This is a genomic window from Streptomyces albireticuli, assembly GCF_021228125.1.
Lineage (GTDB): Bacteria > Actinomycetota > Actinomycetes > Streptomycetales > Streptomycetaceae > Streptomyces > Streptomyces albireticuli.
The window spans coordinates 239938-257655 of the sequence record NZ_JAJQQS010000006.1 but is presented as its reverse complement, the minus strand read 5'-3'; the positions used below and the strand labels follow the sequence as shown (position 1 = coordinate 257655).

The 17718-nt window shown below is 74.5% G+C and carries 15 protein-coding genes; 6 read left to right on the top strand and 9 right to left on the bottom strand.

From position 1 onward, the window contains the following. Positions 1-32 precede the first annotated feature (32 nt). Positions 33-1226 (top strand): tetratricopeptide repeat protein, encoded by a 1194-nt coding sequence (locus tag LUZ64_RS14100; RefSeq protein WP_232390049.1) that lies wholly within the window; start codon positions 33-35, stop codon positions 1224-1226. Between the two features lie 201 nt (positions 1227-1427). Here LUZ64_RS14100 and LUZ64_RS14095 read toward each other — a convergent pair whose 3' ends face one another. After that, positions 1428-2279 carry a DUF4344 domain-containing metallopeptidase gene (locus tag LUZ64_RS14095; RefSeq protein WP_232390048.1) on the bottom strand — a complete coding sequence of 284 codons (852 nt, stop codon included), beginning with the start codon at positions 2277-2279 and terminating at the stop codon, positions 1428-1430. Between the two features lie 215 nt (positions 2280-2494). Between LUZ64_RS14095 and LUZ64_RS14090 the strand changes: the two genes are divergently transcribed. Together LUZ64_RS14090 and LUZ64_RS14085 are read left to right on the top strand one after the other, a co-directional pair. Beyond that, a complete protein-coding gene (locus LUZ64_RS14090; protein ID WP_095582393.1) occupies positions 2495-3160 on the top strand; it encodes a response regulator in 666 nt (221 codons plus the stop codon). After that, complete coding sequence (locus tag LUZ64_RS14085; protein WP_232390047.1) at positions 3157-4308, top strand: sensor histidine kinase; 1152 nt, start codon at positions 3157-3159, stop codon at positions 4306-4308. Before LUZ64_RS14090 ends, LUZ64_RS14085 begins: the two co-directional genes overlap by 4 nt. Before the next feature lie 48 nt (positions 4309-4356). Here the strand turns inward: LUZ64_RS14085 and LUZ64_RS14080 are convergent, their stop codons facing one another. After that, complete coding sequence (locus LUZ64_RS14080) at positions 4357-4740, bottom strand: STAS domain-containing protein (RefSeq protein ID WP_095583826.1); 384 nt, start codon at positions 4738-4740, stop codon at positions 4357-4359. 427 nt (positions 4741-5167) lie between these two features. Here LUZ64_RS14080 and LUZ64_RS14075 point away from each other — a divergent pair, with 427 nt between their 5' ends. Both LUZ64_RS14075 and LUZ64_RS14070 read left to right on the top strand, forming a co-directional pair. Beyond that, entirely contained in the window at positions 5168-5731 is a 564-nt protein-coding gene (locus tag LUZ64_RS14075; RefSeq protein ID WP_095583827.1) for a sigma-70 family RNA polymerase sigma factor, read from the top strand. Next, complete coding sequence (locus LUZ64_RS14070; RefSeq protein ID WP_232390046.1) at positions 5728-6975, top strand: maleylpyruvate isomerase N-terminal domain-containing protein; 1248 nt, start codon at positions 5728-5730, stop codon at positions 6973-6975. Before LUZ64_RS14075 ends, LUZ64_RS14070 begins: the two co-directional genes overlap by 4 nt. Positions 6976-7071: 96 nt before the next feature. Here the strand turns inward: LUZ64_RS14070 and purU are convergent, their stop codons facing one another. The 6 genes from purU to LUZ64_RS14040 all read right to left on the bottom strand — a co-directional run bounded on the left by purU (position 7072) and on the right by LUZ64_RS14040 (position 14915). Continuing rightward, positions 7072-7944, bottom strand: a complete 873-nt coding sequence (gene purU, locus LUZ64_RS14065) for a formyltetrahydrofolate deformylase (RefSeq protein WP_095581622.1) — start codon at positions 7942-7944, stop codon at positions 7072-7074. A gap of 57 nt (positions 7945-8001) precedes the next feature. Continuing rightward, a complete protein-coding gene (locus LUZ64_RS14060; protein ID WP_232390089.1) occupies positions 8002-8448 on the bottom strand; it encodes an SCO4402 family protein in 447 nt (148 codons plus the stop codon). A gap of 125 nt (positions 8449-8573) precedes the next feature. Beyond that, complete coding sequence (locus LUZ64_RS14055) at positions 8574-10469, bottom strand: hypothetical protein (protein WP_232390045.1); 1896 nt, start codon at positions 10467-10469, stop codon at positions 8574-8576. A gap of 228 nt (positions 10470-10697) precedes the next feature. Then, positions 10698-11696: a type I glyceraldehyde-3-phosphate dehydrogenase gene (gap, locus tag LUZ64_RS14050; RefSeq protein WP_095581247.1), complete on the bottom strand. Its 999-nt coding sequence runs from the start codon at positions 11694-11696 to the stop codon at positions 10698-10700. Positions 11697-11805: 109 nt separating this feature from the next. Then, positions 11806-12762: a GlxA family transcriptional regulator gene (locus tag LUZ64_RS14045; protein WP_095581248.1), complete on the bottom strand. Its 957-nt coding sequence runs from the start codon at positions 12760-12762 to the stop codon at positions 11806-11808. Between the two features lie 764 nt (positions 12763-13526). Next, positions 13527-14915, bottom strand: a complete 1389-nt coding sequence (locus LUZ64_RS14040; RefSeq protein WP_095581628.1) for an NsdA family TPR-like regulatory protein — start codon at positions 14913-14915, stop codon at positions 13527-13529. 320 nt (positions 14916-15235) lie between these two features. Between LUZ64_RS14040 and LUZ64_RS14035 the strand changes: the two genes are divergently transcribed. Further along, a complete protein-coding gene (locus LUZ64_RS14035) occupies positions 15236-15913 on the top strand; it encodes a bifunctional DNA primase/polymerase (protein WP_095581627.1) in 678 nt (225 codons plus the stop codon). A 223-nt stretch (positions 15914-16136) separates the two neighbouring features. On the opposite strand, the gene LUZ64_RS14030 is transcribed toward LUZ64_RS14035, so the two are convergent. Next, on the bottom strand, positions 16137-17570 hold the full coding sequence (locus tag LUZ64_RS14030; protein WP_095581084.1) for an FAD-dependent monooxygenase: 1434 nt from the start codon (positions 17568-17570) through the stop codon (positions 16137-16139). Positions 17571-17718: the final 148 nt, after the last annotated feature.

The window sequence follows — 17718 nt, the reverse complement described above, 5'->3', positions numbered from 1 at the left end:
ATGCGCACGGCGCAACCTACCGAGGGGCGGCAGTGGCGGAGAACAGCACCCACGGCATACGGGCGGACGGGCCCGCCGGCACCGGCAGGCCCCCGCACTCGGCGACCGGTGTACGGAAACGGCTGGCCGCCGCCCGGCGCACGCTGTCCACGGGCGCCGCGGAGGACGCGGCCGGGCTGTTCCGCGCGGCCCGGGAGGACGCGGCCCGGCTGGGCCTGGTGGAGGAGCAGTTCACGGCGCTCCTCGGGCTCGGCGAGTGCGGCCTGGAGACGGGTGAACTCGCCGAGGCCCGCGACCACTTCGCCACCGCCGAAGGGCTGCTCGCCGAGGAGCCGCTGCCCCGGCGCGTACCGGCGCTGCGCGGCCGGGCCACCGCCCATCTGCTGGCGGGCGAACTGCGCTACGCCTGCTATCTCCTGGAGACCACCGTCGAGGCGCTGACCGCCTCGGGTACGCACGACGCGGAGGCGCTGATGCACCTCCACACGGCCTCCATCGCCCCGTACATGGACATGGGAGCGCACGCCCGCGCCGTCCACGCCGCGCAGCTCGCGCAGTCGCTCGCACCGCAGGTGAGGGATCCGGCGCTGGTGGCCGGAATGCACCGCGGCGTCGCCCGGACCCTCATCGCCGAGGGCCGCATCGCGGAGGCCGACGCCTCCCTCGCCCGCGCCCAGGAGCTGTACCGCAAGCTGGGCGTCCGCACCGACCTGGCCCACTGCCACTGGATGCGCGGCTACGTGCGCTCCCAGGCCGGCGATCTGGAGGGCGCCGAGAGCGAGCTGCGCACGGCCCGCGACATGCTGGCCGCCAAGCGCGCGGTGCTGTTCACCACGCAGGTGGAAGTGGAACTGGCGGACGTGCTGCGGCGGCGCGGCAAGGCCGCGGCGGCCGCCGAGCTGCTGAGCCCGCTGCTCGCGCCCTCGGCGCTGGGCGCCGAGCGCGGCGCCGTCCACGCGGGCGGCGCGCACCGCCTGCTGGGCCTCATCGCGGAGGAGCGCGGCGAGCACGAGTCCGCGGAGGAGCACTACTGCTCGGCCCTGTCCCTCCTGGAGCGCACGGGCGCGGCGGGCGACCTCGCGGACCTCTGCCGCCTGCTGGGGGATCTGCTGCGGCGTACGGGGCGGGTGGAGGCGGCGTTGGACGCGTACCGCACGGGGCTGGGGCACCGGGCGGCTCCGGGGACGACGACGCTGGGGCCGGCGCCGCCTCCGCCTCCGTACTGAGCGGGTGGGTGCCGCTGCGCGGGGCTATGTCCCCTACCCGCCCCTTCCCGAAACCGGAGGCTTCGCCCCCGGGCCCCCTTTCCGCGCTCCGCGCGGTGTCCTCAAGCGCCGGACGGGCTGAAATCAGCCCGTCCGGCGCTTGAGGACATTCGGGAAGGGGCGGGTAGGGGAAAGGCCCCGCGCAGCGGCAACCCCCGCCCCCTACCCCCTCCGATAAGGCCCCAGCAACCCGTCCCACCCCCGCCGCAACGCCCCGTACTCCCCCTCGCACAGCGACGCCCGCTCCTCCGTCAGCACCGTCCCGTCGACGAGGTCGTCGTCCGACGAAGCGTCCCCGTCCGAGCCCTCCGCCTCCGACGCCCCGTACAGATAGCAGCGGTAGTTCGCCGCCCGGGCCGCGTCCGGCGGGTGTTCGGCGCCCAGGTCGACGTCCTCGGGGCGGGACTCGCGGGCGTACTGGGCGTAGTTGTCTGCGGCGGCCAGGACCGCCGCGCGGCCCTCCGGGCCCCGGGGGATCAGCCGGTACGCGGCGAACTGGTCGGCGACGTCCTCCTCGCGGCCCGTGGGGGCCAGGCCCAGCGTGTCCACGAGCGCGTGGGCGACCTCGTGGTACAGCGTCTCGGTGAGCACTCCGGCCGTGCGGCCGGCCGGGTCGGGGTCGTGGGCGCGCTCGAACATGGAGCGGACCTCGGCGACGTAGGAGTAGCAGAGGACGATGCGCCGGGTCTCCGGGTCGTACTCGGGGACGTCGCCCTTCTCGCAGGACCGGCCGACGATGGCGATCGCCTTCCGCAGGCGCAGCGCCCCGCCGACGTCCTCGGCGACCTTCTCGGCGGGCCGGTGTTCGCGCAGGAAGTCGCGCTCGGCGCCGCCGCCCCGGGCCGGGGCCTCGTAGGACACGGACAGGCCGCCGCTTGTGGGGGACGCGGCGGCCTGCGACCGCGTGCCGCCGCATGCCGTCGCCAGGGCGACACACGCCCCGGCCACCAGGACGACGCTGGCGCGCCGCCCGCGGCCGGGCGTGCGGGGACGGGCCCCGGCATGATGCAGCATGGACAGCACTCTGCCGGGTGGCGCGCCGGAGCGGAATCCGTCGTGGGTCCAAGGTCACCCCCGCCGATCGGCGGGGGTCGGCGGGCCGTGGACAGGCCGCCGGGTGGAGCGCCGGGTTCCGTGCTGCTGCTTTCATCGGTCGGTACGGCAAGCTGGAAGGTTGCCAGGGAACCGGTAGAGGCGGCCCCGGCGGTACAGGAAGTAGGGAGCGGTCGGTGATCCGTGTTGCGGTGGTGGACGACGAGCAGCTCGTCCGGTCCGGGCTGCGGATGATCCTGGGCACGGCCCCGGACATCGAGGTCGTCGCGGACTGCGGCGGGGGCGAGGCCGTGGCCACCGTGCGGGACGGCGCGCCGGACGTGGTGCTGCTGGACATCCGGATGCCGGACGTCGACGGCCTGACCGTGCTGCGCGCGCTGCGGGAGCTCCCGCACCCGCCGGCCGTGGCCATGCTGACGACCTTCGACGCCAATGAGTACCTGGCCGCGGCGCTGCGCTCCGGCGCCACCGGCTTCCTGCTGAAGGACACCGATCCGGAGCAGCTCGTCCAGGCCGTACGGACCCTCGCGGTCGGCGGCAGCGTCCTGGACCCGGGGGTGACGCGGGCCGTCATCGGGGGCTATCTCGCCGCCGAGGCCGAGTCCACGGCGGCCGCGGCGGTGGCCGGGCTGACCCCGCGCGAGCGCGAGGTGCTCACCCACCTCGGCGCGGGGCTGGCCAATCCGCAGATCGCCGAGCGGATGGGGCTCGCGCCCAGCACCGTCAAGGACCATGTGCGGGCCGTCCTCGGCAAGCTGGGCGGTCTGAACCGGGTCCAGGCCGCGATCATCGCCGACCGGGCCGGGCTGGTCACGGACGCGCCCGGGGAGCGCACCCCATGACCGCCGCGCTGCCGCTGCTGGTGCCCGTCCTGCTCGCGGTCGTCGACGCGCTGCTGGTCAACGGGCCGGGCATCGGGGTGGACCTGGGGGTGTCGCTGCTCGCCGCGGCGGCCCTGCTGCTGCGCAGGCGGTTCCCCGTCGCCGTCTTCCTGGTGACGCTGCCCGGCATCTACATCGGCTACATCTGGTTCGCGCCGATGATCGCCCTCTACACCGTGGCCACCCGGCGCACCGACCGGCGGCTGCTGATCGGTCTTGCCCTGCTGCTCGCGGCCGCGCACTTCGTGCCGTACCCGCTCTCCGACCTGTCCCTCTCGGACCGCCGGGAGGTCGCGCTCCAGCTGGTCGACGCCTGTGTCACGGCCGCCACGCCCGTCGCCGTCGGCCTGCTGACCCGCACCCGCCGTGAACTGGCCGCCCGGCTCGACGAGCTGACCCGCAGCCGCGCCCGTGAGGACCGGCTGCTCTCCGAGCAGGTGCTGGCCACCGAGCGGGCCCGGCTCGCACGCGAGATGCACGACGTCGTCGCCCATCAGGTGAGCCTGATCAGCCTCCAGGCCGGCGCCCTCCAGATCGCCACGCCGGACGAGCGGGCGCGCGAGGGTGCCCGGAAGATCCGGGAGCTGTCGGTGCGCACCCTGGAGGAGCTGCGCCACATGGTCGGCATCCTGCGCAAGGCCGGTGCCGACACCGAGGAGCTCTCGCCCCAGCCGCGGCTGGCGGACCTGCCGAAGATGATCGAGGTGAGCGCGCTCGACGTGACGTACGAGAACAGCTACGACCCGGCGGTGGAGCGCCCGGAGGCCGTGGAGCGGGCGGCGTTCCGCACGGTGCAGGAGGCGCTGACCAACGCGCGCAAGCACGCGCCGGGCGCGTGGGTGCGGGTCACGGTGGCGGAGGGGGACGGGCCGGAGGGGGACGGGGCGGAGAAGGACGGGGCGGAGGGCGGGGGAGGCGCCGGCACCTTGCTGGTGGAGATCCGCAACGGGCCGGCGGACGCGGCGACGCCCGTTCCCGGGCTGCCGGGCGGCGGCCACGGCCTGGTGGGGCTGCGCGAGCGGGCCCAGAGCCTGGGCGGGACGCTGGAGGCGCACGGGACGCGGGACGGCGGTTTCGTCGTACGGGCCGGGTTTCCCCTCGCGGGGTGACGCGGGAGGGGGACAGGGAGGGGACGGGGAGGGATCGGGGCCCGGCGGTCAGGCGGACAGCGGCTTGGTGCCCTCGTGCGACTCGTGGGTGGCCGTGTCCAGGTCGGGGTAGATCTCGAAGAGCCGGCGCACCCCGAGCGCCCCGAGCACCCTGTTGACGTGCGAGCCGTCCACCGCGCCCTGTGCGGGCAGGATCAGCCTCAGCCGCCCCTGACAGGAGCGCATCAGCCGGCGGGCGGCGATGAGCACCCCCACCCCGCTGGAGTCGCAGAACTGCACCTCGGCCAGGTCGAGCACCAGACTGCGGCGGCCTTCGGCGACCGCGTCGTGCACGCGTTGCCGGACGACCGGCGACGTCACCAGGTCCATCTCGCCGGAGACACGGAGGACTGCCCAGTCCCCGTGTGCGGCGTCCTTCACCTTCAACGTCACGCGCTCGAAGCCCCTTCGCTCGGTTCTCGTTCCCCGGAACGGACCCTTCCTGGGGTTGCGGCTGCCCGACCGCTCTGCCGTGAAACGCCGCGGCGTCAGCCGGCCCTCATCGAGCCTATGCCCAGCTCCAACCCCGAATCCTCCTGGATACGGTCACACACGCATAACACATCGGCACATTCGCGCACGTACGATCTATAACGATCGCTCAGTGGTGCGGTAAGTGACGGCGGCAATACCATCCGCAGCCGGTCGTGGGGTCGGCTTTGCCGTAAAGATGTCTGCGCTGTCGGACCCTGCGACTACATTCGGGGAGTATGTGACGCTGGGCACAAGCACGTTCCGCGACAGGACGTGCCGCCCCGGCGCCAGAAGTGGTACGCAGGACGAAGTACGCGCAGCGAGTACGCAGGAGGGGGCACCATCCATGGCGACCGAGGCACCACCGCGCTGGGACCGCAAGATGCAACAGCGGCTCGCACACGGTGAGGCCGCGGCACTCGGCGAGCTCTACGACCGCTTCGCCTCCCTGGTGCACACCCTCGCCCACCGCGTGCTGAGCGACGAGACGGCCGCCGACCGCGTCACGCGCGAGGTGTTCGGCTACGTCTGGGAGAACCCCGGCGCCTTCGACCCGAGGCAGGGCTCCCTGCGCTCCTGGATCGCCACCCTCACCCACCGTCAGGCGGTCGAGCGGCTGCGGCAGTCGCAGAGCGACGGCGAGAGCACCCCCGAGGAGATCGAGGAGCGGGTGCGCGAGGCGTCCGCCGCCGCCCGCGCCGACTACATCGTCACGTCCATGCCCGCGCCACTGCGCGCGGCCCTGGACCTCGCCTACTTACGCCGCCTGGACTACCGGCAGGCCGCCGCGGACCTCGGTGTCACCGAGGACGAGGCCCGCCGCCGGCTCCGCCTCGGTCTGCAGCTCCTGTCCACCGCGCACCACGCGCCCCGGGTGGTCTCGCCGCCCGCCCATGGAGGTGTGCGATGAGCGGCCCGGCCGGCCCGGAAGCCACCCGGGCCCAGGAATCGCCGGACGGCCCGGACGGCCCCACGGCCCCGCCGCGCGCGGAACACCCGGATCCGCCGGCCCCGGCCCCGCCCGCCCCGACCCTGCCCGCCCCGACCCACAAGGTGCTGAAGTCCCTGCTCGGCGCCTGGGCGCTGGCCGCCTGCTCCGCCGAGGAGACGGCCGCCGTCGAGGAGCACCTCACCGACTGCGCCACCTGCGCCGACGAGGCCGTCCGGCTGCGGGACGCGGTAGCCCTGCTGCACCCGGAGGACAATCTGGATCTCGACCCGAGGCTGCGCTCCCGGGTGCTCTCCGCCTGTCTGGGCCGCCGCCCGGCCCGGGTCCCGGTGCCCGACTGGGTCGCGCCGTACGACGCCGAGACCGCCCGGCTCGACGCCCTGCTCCATGACATCGGCGAAGCGGAGTGGCGGGCGCCGGTGCGGCTGAAATGGTTCGACGGCGAGCGGCCCGTCGCGCGGGACACCACCGCGGCCGCCGTGATCGGCCATCTCCTCGCGGTGGACGGCCTGGTCGCCGCCGTCCTCGGCCTGCCGGACCCGCTGGGTCCGCTCGTGGCGGAGGGCGCCACGCCCACCGAGCGCACCGAGGCGTTCTGGACCACGGCCGCCGGCGATCCCGCCGGGCAGGCACCGGGCGCGGTGCGCGGCGGCTGGCGCGAGCAGAGCCACGCGCTGACGAGGACCGCGTCCTTCGCCGGCGCCGAGGCGGCCGACCGGCCCGTTCCGTACGGCCCGGTCAGCCTGCCGCTCGCCGATTCCTTCGTCGATCGCGCCTTCGAGTGCTGGGTTCACGCCGTGGACATCGCCGACGCCATCGACTATCCGTACGCCTCGCCGTCCGCGGGCCATCTGCACCGGATGGTCGACCTCGGGGCCCGGCTGCTGCCGGCCGCGATCGCGGGCCGCCGCCGGGCCGGTCTCGCCCCGCCGCCGCACGCCCTGGTCCCGGCGGGCGCCCCGGGCCGCACGCTCCATCTGGAGGTAGAGGGCAGCGGCGGCGGCCACTGGTACATCCCGCTGGACTCCCCCGGGGCCACCACCTCGGCGGCGGAAACGGTTGCCCACGTCGCGCTCGACGCCGTCGAGTTCTGCCGGCTGGCGGCCGGGCACATACCGCCGGAGGAGGCGGCCGCCGGTCAGACGGGCGACCGTCAGGCGATCCGCGACGCGCTCTACGCGACGGCGTCCCTGTCGAGGCTCTGAGGCGCGGGCGTAAGGGCCCCGGCCCCTACGCCCCGCACGCCCCGCACGTCCCCGAGCCCCGCGGACCCGTCAGGCCCGTCAGGCCCGTCAGGCCCGTCAGGCGAAGACGACCGTCCGGCGGCCGTTGAGGAGCACCCGGTGCTCGCTGTGCCACTTCACGGCGCGGGCGAGCGCCTGGCACTCCACGTCGCGGCCCACGGCGACGAGCTGGTCGGGCGTGACCTCGTGGCCGACGCGCTCGACCTCCTGCTCGATGATCGGGCCCTCGTCGAGGTCGGCGGTCACATAGTGCGCGGTGGCACCGATCAGCTTCACACCGCGGGCGTGCGCCTGGTGGTACGGGCGCGCGCCCTTGAAGCTCGGGAGGAAGGAGTGGTGGATGTTGATGATCCGCCCGGACAGCACCTTGCACAGGTCGTCGGAGAGCACCTGCATATAGCGGGCGAGGACGACCAGCTCGACGTCCTCGGCCTGGACGAGCTCCAGGAGCTTCGCCTCCGCCTCCGCCTTGGTCTCCTTCGTCACCGGGATGTGGTGGAAGGGCACCCCGTACGAGCCGACGAGCTCGGCGAAGTCGGTGTGGTTGGAGACGACCGCCGCGATCTCGACCGGCAGCGCGCCGATCCGGGAGCGGAAGAGGAGGTCGTTGAGGCAGTGCCCGAACTTGGACACCATCAGGATGACGCGCATCTTCTCGTCGGCGCGGTGGATCTGCCAGTCCATCTGGAAGGAGTCGCCGATCGCCGCGAAGCTGGCCCGCAGCTTCTCCAGCGTGACCGGCGCCTCGGCGCCGAAGTGCACGCGCATGAAGAAGAGCCCGGTGTCGTGATCGCCGAACTGCTGGCTGTCCTCGATGTTGCACCCGGTCATGAAGAGGTAGCTGGACACCGCGTGCACGATGCCCTGCTTGTCCGGGCAGGAGAGGGTGAGGACGTACTGTTCGGCGGCGGGGGGCTGCGAGGCGTTCATAGCCCAATAGCGTCGCACACCCGCGGGACCCCTCGGGACCGCACGGCCCCGGCCGCCTCAGCGCACGGCCGTCAGCCCGGCCAGTATCCCCAGCGAGCGCGGGGGGACGTCCGGGTCGTCGCCGTCGCCCGCCGCCAGCCGAACGTGTGCCTCGCGGGCGGCACGCACCGCCTCCGGCCAGCCGTGGTGCTCCAGATACGCCGAGACCGGGGCGTCGGCCCCGACCTGGTGCATGATCCGCAGGACCCGGAGCACGGCGACGTCGACCAGCGCGGCCTCGCCGGAGTCCCGGAAGATCGTGCCGATGTACTTCTCGGCCGACCAGTTGTCCAGCCAGGTGTCCTCGACCAGCCGGTACACGGCGTCGGTCACGTCCCCGAAGCCCTCACGGCCCGCCAGCCAGCACTCCTGCTGGAAGACCGGGTCCGAGAGCATGTGCAGCGCGGAGCGTACGTTCGTACGCCAGCGCCACCACGGCATGTCATTGAGCGGCATACCGTCCATGGTGGTCGAGCGGCGGCCGCGACGGGAAGACTTCTCTGAACCCTGCACAGCAATCGATCGTACGTTCCCGCCCGGCGGGGGTCATGACCCCCCTTGGGGATCACCGACCGTAACCGGGCCGGGACTCACAACTGGGTCCACTTGTGCTGCGACAGCTTGTACTTCTTCGCGGTCGGGTTCCAGAGGTCGGCCGCCTTCTTCTTCGCGGCCGTCGCGTCACCGCTCGCCCGGTCGCCCGCGGCGCTGTCACCCGTGGGGCGGGCGTGGCCCTTCACACAGCCACGCTTGTCGCCCGCCTGGTCGGCCCACTTCGCGTACGAGGTGTCGGCCGAGGACGACGACTGCCACGCCTTCGTCAGCTGCGCGGCCAGCTCGGTGCTGTCGGGCAGCTTGTCGATGGGCGTCTGCTGGAGCCGGGTGACCAGGCCGTCGCGCTGCTTCGCCGCGTCCCGGAGGTCGGCGGCGGACTTGCCGAGGTCCTTGCAGCTCTTGATCGAGTCGACGGCCTTGATGACGGCGTCCCGGCTGTTGTTGCTGTCCTTGAGCAGCGCGTCCAGCGCCTTGGCCTGGGCGGCGGCCGGGTCGGCGGCCGACGCGCTCGGCTCGGGCTTCTTCCGCTTGCCGTCCTTCTCCGCGTCGTCCGGCGCGGCGGGGGTGGCGGACTCCACGGCGGCGTTCTGCTTGCCGCCCTTGTCCTCCTTGCCGTCGCCACCGCTGAGCAGGGCACCGGCGGCGAGCCCGCAGACGGCGCAGCCCGCCACGACCATGCCGACGATCGCGGCGGTGGGCAGCTTGCGGCGCGGCGCCGGCCCGTCGGACCGGCCGCCGCCGTGGTGGCCGGGGGGCGGAGGCGGCGGCGCGGGCGCCCGGCGGGGCTCCCGGACCGGCTCGCGGACGGGCGGCAGCTGCTGCGTACGGGGGGCCGCCGCCTCGGCGGAGGCCCGGAACAGCCCGTCGAACTCGGCCGGCGGCGGCCGCTCCCCGGAGGTGGCGAGGGCGCCGACCGGGGACATCGGGGATATGGGGGGCGGGGTACGGGGGCCGCCCGCCGGCGGCGGGAACGGGGTCGGCGCGCCGGGGGCGGGGGCGTTGCCGCTGCCGTTGCCGACGGGCGGAAGGTACTGGGTGGCGGCACCCGCCGACCCGGGGGCCGGGCCGTCGCCGACCGGCGGCAAGTACTGCGTGGCCGCACCGGCGTCCGGTGCCGGAGCGTTCCCGCCGGGCACGGGCGGCAAGTACTGGGTCGCCGCACCGGCGTCCGGCACGGGGACGCTGCCGTTGCCGTTGCCGTTGCCGACCGGCGGAAGGTACTGGGTGGCGGCACCCGCGTCCGCTGACGGACCGTTTCCGCCGGGTACAGGCGGCAAGTACTGGGTAGCCGCACCGGCGTCCGCCGACGGAGCGTTTCCGCCGCCCACCGGCGGCAGATACTGCGTGGCGGCACCCGCCGACCCGGGGGCCGGACCGTCACCGACCGGCGGCAAGTACTGAGTGGCGGCACCGGCATCCGGTGCCGAACCGTTTCCGCCGGGTACGGGCGGCAAGTACTGGGTCGCCGCGCCCCCGTCCGGCACGGAGCTCTCGCCCGGCGCCGGCAGGTACTGCGGGCCCTCCGCACCGCCCCCGTCGTCCGGCCCCGCGCTCACGGGCGGCAGGTACTGCGTGGCGGGGTCGTCCTGGGCGTACGGCGCGGCTGGGACGGCCGGGGCGGGCGGCACGGCCGGGGCGGGCGGTACCGCGGGCACCGGCGGGAGGTACTGCGTGGCGGCACCCGCGTCCGGCGCCGCACCCCGCGCGTACGGGGTCTGCGGCCGCGGCGCGCCCGGGACCGGGCCGGCGCCGATGGGCGGCAAGTACTGCGTGGCGTCGAAGGTGTCACCGGAGTCCCCCGGACGCGGCGTCTCGGGCGGCAGGGGCGCGCGCTGCGCGTCGGGACCCCACGGCCCGCCCCACGACTGGCCGGGGCCGGGCGCCGGGACCGCAGGGGGCTGCGGGATGTTTCCCTGTCCGCTCTGCGTCACCGGGACTCCTATGCTGTACGGGACTTACGGAAGAAGCGTCGGCTCACGCTACCGGGTCGCTTCGGCGCCGAGCCATGCGCTCCTGTCCTGGTTCCGTACCAGTTCCGTACCGGGTTCCCCGCCGGGTCCCGTACCCCTATCCGGCCGTGGCGTTCCCCCGCCCTCCGGAGACCGGGCGCGCTCTGGTCGGCCCGACCGATCGACCAGAGCGCGCTAAGGAAGTGCCGGTCAGCGGGCGGCGAGGAGCTCGAGCGTGTCGATCACACGGTTCGAGAAGCCCCACTCGTTGTCGTACCAGGCGACGACCTTGACGTGGCGGCCGTCGACACGCGTGAGGGCCGAGTCGAAGATCGACGATGCCGGGTTGCCGACGATGTCGGACGACACGAGCGCGTCCTCGGAGTATTCGAGGACGCCGGCGAGCGGCCCCTCCGCCGCGGCGCGGTACGCGGCCAGCACATCGTCGCGCGTCACGTCGCGGGCGACGGTGGTGTTGAGTTCGACGATCGAGCCCACCGGCACGGGGACGCGGATCGAGTCGCCCGACAGCTTGCCGTCGAGGTTCGGCAGCACCAGGCCGATCGCCTTGGCGGCGCCGGTCGTGGTCGGCACGATGTTGACGCCGGCGGCCCGGGCGCGACGGGCGTCGCGGTGCGGACCGTCCTGCAGGTTCTGCTCCTGCGTGTAGGCGTGCACCGTCGTCATGAATCCGTGTTCGATGCCCGCGAGTTCGTCGAGCACCTGGGCCAGCGGCGCGAGCGCGTTGGTGGTGCAGGAGGCGTTCGAGACGATCGTGTGCACGGCCGGGTCGTAGGCGTCGGTGTTGACCCCGAACGCGAGCGTGACGTCCGCGCCGTCCGCCGGCGCGCTGACGAGTACCTTCTTCGCGCCCGCGTCGAGGTGGGCGCGGGCGGCCTTGGCCGAGGTGAAGCGGCCGGTGGCCTCCAGGACGATGTCGACGCCGAGTTCGGCCCACGGCAGCTGTGCGGGTTCGCGCTCGGCCAGCACCGTGATCCGACGGCCGTCGACGACGAGGGCGTCCCCGTCGACGGTCACCGGGCGCCCGAGCCGCCCGGCCGTGCTGTCGTAGGCGAGCAGCCGGGCGAGAGTGGCGGGCTCCGTCAGGTCGTTGACGGCGACGATCTCGAGGGCGCTGTCGCGCTCCAGCAGTGCGCGCAGCACATTGCGTCCGATACGGCCGAACCCGTTGATGGCGATGCGAGTCATGAGTGAGATCCCTTCCCTTCGCCCCCCAGGCTCACCCCCCGGCCCGCGCCGCTGACAGTGGCGGGACAGCCATGGTTCGAAAGGATCCCGCCATGCGGAGCCGGGCGGGTCACTCGCCCTGGGTGAAAGTGCGCCGGTACTCGCTCGGAGTGGTGCCGAGGATGCGCTGGAAGTGGAGGCGCAGGTTGGCTCCGGTGCCGAGCCCGACGTCGGCGGCGATCTGTTCGACGCTGCGCTGCGAGCGCTCCAGCAGTTCGCGGGCCAGGTCGATGCGGGCGCGCATCACCCACTGCATCGGCGTACAGCCGGTCTCCTCGACGAAGCGCCGGGAGACCGTGCGCGGCGAGACCCCGGCGTGCCGCGCCAGTATGTCGAGGGTGAGGGGCTCGCCGAGCCGGTGCAGCGCCCACTCGCGGGTGGCGGCGAACCGCTCGCCGAGCGGCTCGGGGACGCTGCGCGGCACGTACTGGGCCTGGCCGCCGCTGCGGTAGGGGGCGGCGACCAGACGCCGGGCCGCATGGTTGGACGCGGCCACGCCGAGATCGCCGCGCAGGATGTGCAGGCACAGGTCGATGCCGGAGGCGGCGCCGGCCGAGGTGAGCACGCTGCCCTCGTCGACGAACAGCACGTTCTCGTCGACCCGGACGAGCGGGTGCCTGGCCACGAGTGCCCGCGTGTAGTGCCAGTGCGTCGTGGCGCGCCTGCCGTCGAGCAGGCCCGTGGCGGCGAGCGCGAAGGCGCCCGTCGAGATGGCGGCGAGCCGCGCGCCCCGGTCGTGGGCGGCGATCAGCGCCTCGACGACGGCCCGCGGCGGGTCCTCGCGGTCCGGGAAGCGGTAGCCGGGGACGAAGACGATGTCGGCCCACGCGAGTGTGTCGAGACCGTGGGCGACGTAGTACGCGAGGCCGTCGCCGCCGGTCACGAGGCCGGGTGTCGCTCCGCACACCCGGACTTCGTACGGCATGCTCGCGCGGGTCGTGAAGACCTGCGCGGGAATGCCGACATCGAGCGGCTTCGCACCCTCGAGCACGAGGACGGCTACGCGGTGCGGGTGGGGTGCGGGCACGGTAAGAGGCTACGGGGGCCCGCCCGTCGGCGCCGCACGGCCCGTGCCGGCCGCGCCCGGCCGCCGCGCCGTTGCCGCGCTGACCTCGCCGCGCCCGGCCGCCGCACCGTTGCCGCGGTGACCTCACCACCGTTGCCACGGTGGCCTCACCGTGCCCGGCCGCCGCACCGTTGCCGCCTTCGGCGGGGACTCCCCCACCCCGCCCGCCCGATGCCCCGAACCGCCAAGCTCGGCGCCCCGAGGGCGTGCTCGCCGTCGGCGACTGACACGTCGTCGGCGCGGAGCCTGCCCCGCCCCCGCCGTACCCGGCCGCCCCGCCGTCGCCGCCTTCGGCGGAGGCTCCCCCACCCCGCCCGCCCGGCGCCCCGAACCGTCAGCTCGGCGCCCCGAGGGCGTGCTCGCCGTCGGCGACCGCCCCGCCGTTGCCGCCTTCGGCGGACCTCTCCCACCCCGCCCGCCCGGCGCTCCGAACCGTCAAGCTCGGCGCCCCCGCCCGCGTACCCGCCGTCGGCGGCTGCCCGGGGGCCACGCCGCGGGGCGCCGCGTTCGTGACCGGAGGGGGCGGGGCGCGCAGGGGTGGTGGCAAGGCGTAAAGCGAAGCAGCCTTGCCACCACCCCGGAGCGACCCGGCCCCGGCCCACGGACGCCCCGCGGTGACCCACAGCCACGGCCCACGGGCAGCCGGCGGTGACCCACAGCCATGGACGGCCGACGGTGACCCACAGCCCCGCCCACGGACGGCCCGCAGGGGCAGCAGCTGCCCCCTACGCCGCCTGCACCTCCAACCTCGCCCCGAACTCCCGCACCACCGGCTCCTCCCGATAAGGCGCCAGCCTCTGCTGGAAGTCGTCCAGATACTCCGCCCCCCGGTTCGACCTCAACGTCCCCAGCAACTCCAGCGCCCGCGTCCCCGTCGAGCACGCCTCGTCCACGTCACGCTGCTGCACCTGCGCCGTGGCCAGCAGCAGCAGACCGATCGCGCGGCGGCGGACGCGGCCTTCGGGGTGGCCCGCGATGGCGTCCTCCGCGTGGCGGCGCGCCTGCTCCGGCTGGCCCAGGTCGCGGTGGCAGTGCGCCAGCTCGTCCGCGAGATAGGCGTGGTCGAAGTGACGGATCCACGTGGGGTCGTCACCGGACTCCGCCGTGCTCCCGGCCTGTTCGAGCTTGGTGAGGGCCCGGCCCGCGACGATCTGGAAGGACCGGGCGTCACCGAGCAGCGCGTGCCCCCGTGCCTCCGCCGCGCAGAACATCGCCTCGGCGCGCGGCGTGACCTGCCCCCGCGCCCCTTCCTGCGCGGCCTTCGCGAGCTGCGCGATCTCCCGTGGGTTGCCGAGCGACGCCGCGAGGTGGCTCATGCTCGCGGCGAGGACGTACCCCCCGTAGCCCCGGTCGCCCGCCGCCTGGGCGAGCCGCAGCGCCTGGATGTAATAGCGCTGGGCGAGCCCGGGCTGCCCCGTGTCGACGGCCATGTAACCCGCGAGCTCCGTCAAACGGGCGACGGCCGCGAAGAGTTCGCGGCCGACGGATTCCCGGTAGGAGCCGGCGAGCAGCCCGGAGACGACACTATTGAGGTAATGGACCACCACGGGCCGCACGTGCCCGCTGCCGTAGCGGTGGTCGAGCTCCACCAAGGCGTCCGTCGTGGCCTTCACGGCGTCCACGTCGGACGCGCCGACGCGGGCGCCCGCGTTCCGCGCGACCTGCGCGTCCGCTCCCGTGATCAGCCAGTCACGGCTGGGCTCGACGAGCGCGGAGGACGCCACGGACGTACCGCTGAGGAAGTCCCGGCGGCCGACGTCGCTGCGCCACAGCTCGCAGACCTGCTCGATCGCGCCGAGCACGGTCGGGGAGAACTGGAGCCCGACGCCGGAGGCGAGGTTCTTGCCGTTGGCCATGCCGATCTCGTCGATGGTGACGGTGCGGCCCAGCTTGCGGCCGAGCGCCTCGGCGATGATCGCGGGCGCCCGCCCACGCGGCTGCTGGCCGCGCAGCCAGCGGGCTACCGACGTTTTGTCGTACCGCAGGTCGAGGCCGTGCTCGGCACCGCACATATTGACGCGCCGTGCCAGACCGGCGTTGGAACAGGCGGCTTCCTGAATGAGCGCTTGCAACCGTTCGTTGGGCTGCCGCGCCACGAGTGGCCGTGCGGCCATGCTGTACCCCCTGATACTGCTAAGCGTTCGCGGCCCGTGCCGCGCCAAGCGGAGAAGCTGAGACAGCGGAGAGCGCCTTCCCCTGTGATCTTTGCCCCCTGGATGTCCGGAGAATGCGGACTTGACGGTAATGACGTAAAGGCGGCAATGGCCAGACAATGACTGCATCGCCCTCGCCGCTTCGCAGGTGGCTACCCACCCTCGACGGCGAACCCGCGTCTGCGCCCCCGCACATGCATCCGTGCGCCCCATGTGCATATCCGACCACCGCCCACAAGCGTGAGCCTGAGCCGTAACCCCTCGTGACATGGGGAGTTGTGATGGACGTGGAAGAGACCATCGGAGTAGTAGGAGCACCGCACATCCCCCAACAACGCGGCGAGCAGCTGCTCGACGCCGCTGTTCGGTATGCGGAGGAGCGGCACTGGGACGTATTCGCCGGCACCTGGCTGGTGACCGAGGAGGGCGGTGAGCGCTGCTCGTGCGGCGAGCTCGACTGCCCGGCCCCCGGCGCGCATCCGTCCCGGCCCGACTGGGCGACCCAGGCCACGGGCAGCGCGGTCGCCGCCCGCCGGATGTGGGACAAGCAGCCCGCCGCCTCGGTCCTGCTGCCCACCGGGCGCACCTTCGACGCCCTGGAGGTGCCGGAGAGCGCCGGGTGTCTGGCGCTGGCCCGCATGGAGCGCATGGGGACCGCGCTCGGGCCGGTCACCTCCACCCCGTACGGCAGGATGCTGTTCTTCGTACTGCCCGGTGGCGCCCTGAAGGCCCCCGAGCTCGCCCGGAAGCTGGGCTGGCGGCCCTCCCTGCTCGACCTGGTCGCGCGCGGCGAGGGCGACTACGTGGTCGCGCCCCCGACGCGGATGGGCTCGCGCGGCTCGGTGCAGTGGGCACGCCAGCCCACCGCCGCCAACCGCTGGCTGCCCGACGCGGAGGAGCTCGTCAGCTCCCTGGCGTACGCCTGCGCCTGCGACGCCCAGGACGCGCGGCGCAGGTGACGCGCGCGGGGCCGGGGGACGCCTGAGGGGGCCCGCCCCCGGCCTCTCGGGGCTCCTCGCCCTCCCGGTCCCGGCCCGCCCCCGGCCTCTCGGGTCTCCCCGTCCCCCTGGCCCCGGCCCGCCTCCGGCCTCTCGCCTCGCCTCGTCTCGCCTCGCCCCCGGGGCCCTGCCCGTCCCCGGTCTCCCGGGCCCTCTCGTTCCCCCGCCCGGCCCGGATCCCCTCTCAGGCCGTCGTGCCCGAGGCTTCCGCCACATGGCCGTCCGGCCGTACGAGCAGGGTCGCCCGGCGGGCGTCGGCGCGGGTCACCGTGACGACGCCCGCCTCCTCCCGCGCGTCCTCCCGTGCGCTCGCCGCGCGCGGAAGGACGCGCACGTACGAACCGGCGCGCAGCGCCTCGTACAGGCGCGAGGGCCCGCCCGCGGTCTCCCTCAGCGGCAGGTCGGGGACACGCCGGCCGGTCCACGGGTGGGCGCCGGGCGGCGCGGGGTAGTCGATGCCGATGCCCGACACCAGGAGACCGCCCCGGTGGGTGAGGGCGGGCAGGGCCCCGGCGGCCACGGTGGCGGCCTCCCGCAGGCCGCGGGCGACGGGCGAGCCCAGCAGAGCGGCCCGCACGATGGCGCCGCTGAGGCGCAGGACGAGCTTGCCGACGGGGTGCCGCTCGTCGTGGTAGCTGTCGAGGAGGGCGTCGTCCGCCCGGCCCCGGAGGACGGCGGCGAGCTTCCAGCCCAGGTTGGCCGCGTCCTGGATGCCGGCGTTCATGCCCATGCCGCCGGCGGGCGAGTGGACGTGCGCGGCGTCACCGGCGAGGAAGACCCGGCCGTCGCGGTAGTGCGGCACCTGGCGCTCGTCGCTGTGGAAGCGCGAGGTCCAGCGGGGGTCCCGCATCCCGTGGTCGGTGCCGAGGACCGTGCGCACGAGGTCCCGCAGGTCCGCCATGTCCACAGGGGCGTCGGAGGGCAGTTCGCAGCCGCGCCGCCAGGCGATGACGCGGTACCAGCCGTCGCCGAAGGGCACGACGAACGCGAAGCCCGCGGGGCCCGCGTCGAAGGCGGGCAGGGCGGCGGGCGGGGTGTCGAGGAGGACGTCGGCGAGCATGACGGAGCGCAGGACGGACTTCCCCGGGAAGGGCATGCCCAGCGCCTCGCGGACGCGGCTGTGGACGCCGTCCGCGCCGACGGCGTAGGCGGCGCGGAGCCGCCGCTCCCCCGCCTCGGTGCGGACGTCCACGTCGACGCCGCCGGCGTCCTGGCTCAGACCGACGACCTCGGTGCCGCGCAGGATCAGGGCGCCCGCCTCGACGGCGCGCTTCTCCAGGATCCGCTCGATCTCGTACTGCGGGGTCAGCAGGACGCCGGGGAAGCGGGTGGGCAGCCGCGAGAGGTCGATCCGGGCCCGGCCGAAGAAGCGGACGGTGTCCTGGAACGTACCGGTGTCGAGCAGTTCCTCGGCCCGGCCGCGGGCGTCGAGGACCTCCAGGGTGCGGGCGTGCACGGCGAACGCCCGGGTGAGGTTCGACTCCTGGGCCCGCCGCTCCACGAGGGCCACGTGGACGCCGGCGGCGGCGAGGTCGCCGGCGAGGAGGAGGCCGGTGGGGCCGGCGCCGACGACGAGGGCTTCCGGGGTGGTCGCGTGTTCTGCGCTTACGGAGGACATGGCGTCTCCTCTGGCCGGACGGCGGGGGTGGCCGTACTGCCAGTGCACACCCGGGGGCGGGGGTATGTCAACGGGTGTTGAATTAACGTGCGCGGGCGCGGCGCGGGCGCGCCGCCAGCGGGCGCGTGAGGCCGGGCCGGTGAGGGGA

Bases quoted from the DNA above. Each gene is read 5' to 3' on its own strand.
- LUZ64_RS14030 (WP_095581084.1), bottom strand. From the start codon at position 17,570: ATGTCCTCCGTAAGCGCAGAACACGCGACCACCCCGGAAGCCCTCGTC.
- purU (WP_095581622.1), bottom strand. From the start codon at position 7,944: ATGAACGCCTCGCAGCCCCCCGCCGCCGAACAGTACGTCCTCACCCTC.
- LUZ64_RS14060 (WP_232390089.1), bottom strand. From the start codon at position 8,448: ATGGACGGTATGCCGCTCAATGACATGCCGTGGTGGCGCTGGCGTACG.
- LUZ64_RS14040 (WP_095581628.1), bottom strand. From the start codon at position 14,915: ATGGCCGCACGGCCACTCGTGGCGCGGCAGCCCAACGAACGGTTGCAA.
- LUZ64_RS14070 (WP_232390046.1), top strand. From the start codon at position 5,728: ATGAGCGGCCCGGCCGGCCCGGAAGCCACCCGGGCCCAGGAATCGCCG.
- LUZ64_RS14085 (WP_232390047.1), top strand. From the start codon at position 3,157: ATGACCGCCGCGCTGCCGCTGCTGGTGCCCGTCCTGCTCGCGGTCGTC.
- LUZ64_RS14075 (WP_095583827.1), top strand. From the start codon at position 5,168: ATGGCGACCGAGGCACCACCGCGCTGGGACCGCAAGATGCAACAGCGG.
- LUZ64_RS14035 (WP_095581627.1), top strand. From the start codon at position 15,236: ATGGACGTGGAAGAGACCATCGGAGTAGTAGGAGCACCGCACATCCCC.
- LUZ64_RS14095 (WP_232390048.1), bottom strand. From the start codon at position 2,279: ATGCTGCATCATGCCGGGGCCCGTCCCCGCACGCCCGGCCGCGGGCGG.
- gap (WP_095581247.1), bottom strand. From the start codon at position 11,696: ATGACTCGCATCGCCATCAACGGGTTCGGCCGTATCGGACGCAATGTG.